This window comes from Mangrovactinospora gilvigrisea, from assembly GCF_001879105.1.
In the GTDB taxonomy this organism is placed as follows: Bacteria; Actinomycetota; Actinomycetes; order Streptomycetales; family Streptomycetaceae; genus Mangrovactinospora; species Mangrovactinospora gilvigrisea.
Genome location: NZ_MLCF01000194.1, coordinates 1 through 1293 on the forward strand (window position 1 = coordinate 1; position 1293 = coordinate 1293).

General features: G+C 70.6%; 2 protein-coding genes. Both read left to right on the forward strand.

Going from position 1 to position 1293, the window contains the following annotated elements:
- Positions 1-354 (forward strand): ABC transporter permease subunit (locus tag BIV57_RS23155; RefSeq protein ID WP_139275783.1); only part of this gene is annotated, 354 nt, incomplete at its 5' end.
- Positions 341-1249 (forward strand): carbohydrate ABC transporter permease, encoded by a 909-nt coding sequence (locus BIV57_RS23160; RefSeq protein WP_245797865.1) that lies wholly within the window; start codon positions 341-343, stop codon positions 1247-1249. The genes BIV57_RS23155 and BIV57_RS23160, both read left to right, overlap by 14 nt.
- Positions 1250-1293 lie beyond the last annotated feature (44 nt).

The window sequence follows — 1293 nt, forward strand, 5'->3', positions numbered from 1 at the left end:
CCGCAGCTCTACGAGGCCGCGGCGGTGGACGGGGCCGGCCGGTGGCGGCGGCTGTGGCACGTCACGCTCCCCGGGATCGTCCCGGTGATCATGCTGCTGCTCATCCTCAACCTGGGCTCGCTGCTCTCCGTCGGCTTCGAGCAGATCGTGCTGCAGCGGGACGCGGTCGGCGCGCGCGCCGGCGAGGTCCTCGACACCTGGGTCTACTTCCACGGAGTGCAGGACGGGCAGTGGGGACCCGCCGCCGCGGTCGGCCTCGTCAAGGGCGCCGTCGGCACCGCGCTGATCCTCGGCGCCAACCGGCTCGCCCACCTCTTCGGCCATGAGGGGATCTACCGCAATGACGCGAAGTGACGCCCCGCCGGCCCGTCCGGCGTGGATGGAGCCGCCCAGCGCGCTCGGCCGGGCGGCCAAGGCCGCGATCCTGGTGGTGATCACCGTCGCGGTGCTCTACCCGATGGTGAACGTGCTGGCCACCAGCATCGCCTCGCAGAAGGACATCGCCGGGCACGGCGGCCTGGTGCTCTGGCCCGACCACCCGAGCCTCGCCGCCTACCGCACCATCTTCTCCGGCGGCACGGTCACCCGGGCGCTGCTGGTGAGCGTCGGGGTGGCCGTCGTCGGGACGCTGGCCAGCCTCTCGGTGACCGTGGCACTGGCCTGGGCGCTGAGCCGGCGGCAGCTCACCGGCGGGCGCTACTTCCTGCTGCTGGTGCTCTTCACCATGCTCTTCAGCCCGGGGATCATCCCCAACTTCCTGATGGTGAAGCAGCTCGGACTGCTCAACAGCTACGCCTCGCTGATCGTGCCGACGCTCGTAAGCGCTTTCAACATGGTGGTGCTGCGGTCGTTCTTCATGGGCCTGCCCGAGGAGCTGATCGACAGCGCCCGGGTGGACGGCGCCGGCGAGCTGCGGCTGCTGCTGCGGATCGTGCTGCCGCTCTCCAAGGCGGTCCTCGCGGTGGTCTCGCTCTTCTACGCGGTCGCCTACTGGAACGCCTTCTTCAACGCGCTGCTCTACCTCAACGACCCCTCCAAGTGGCCGCTTCCGCTGATCCTGCGGATGTACGTGCTGCAGGGCCAGTCGCTGGGCTCCGGCAACTCGATCGCCTCCAGCGAGGCCGTCGCCCCCGGCCAGGCCATGCAGATGGCCGTGGTCGTGGTGGCGCTCGTCCCGATCCTGCTCGTCTACCCGTTCCTCCAGCGCTACTTCACCAAGGGCGTCCTCACCGGGGCGATCAAGGGCTGACCGGCCCGGTCGCCGCCGCTGCACTGCCCCGCGCCACCCCGCAC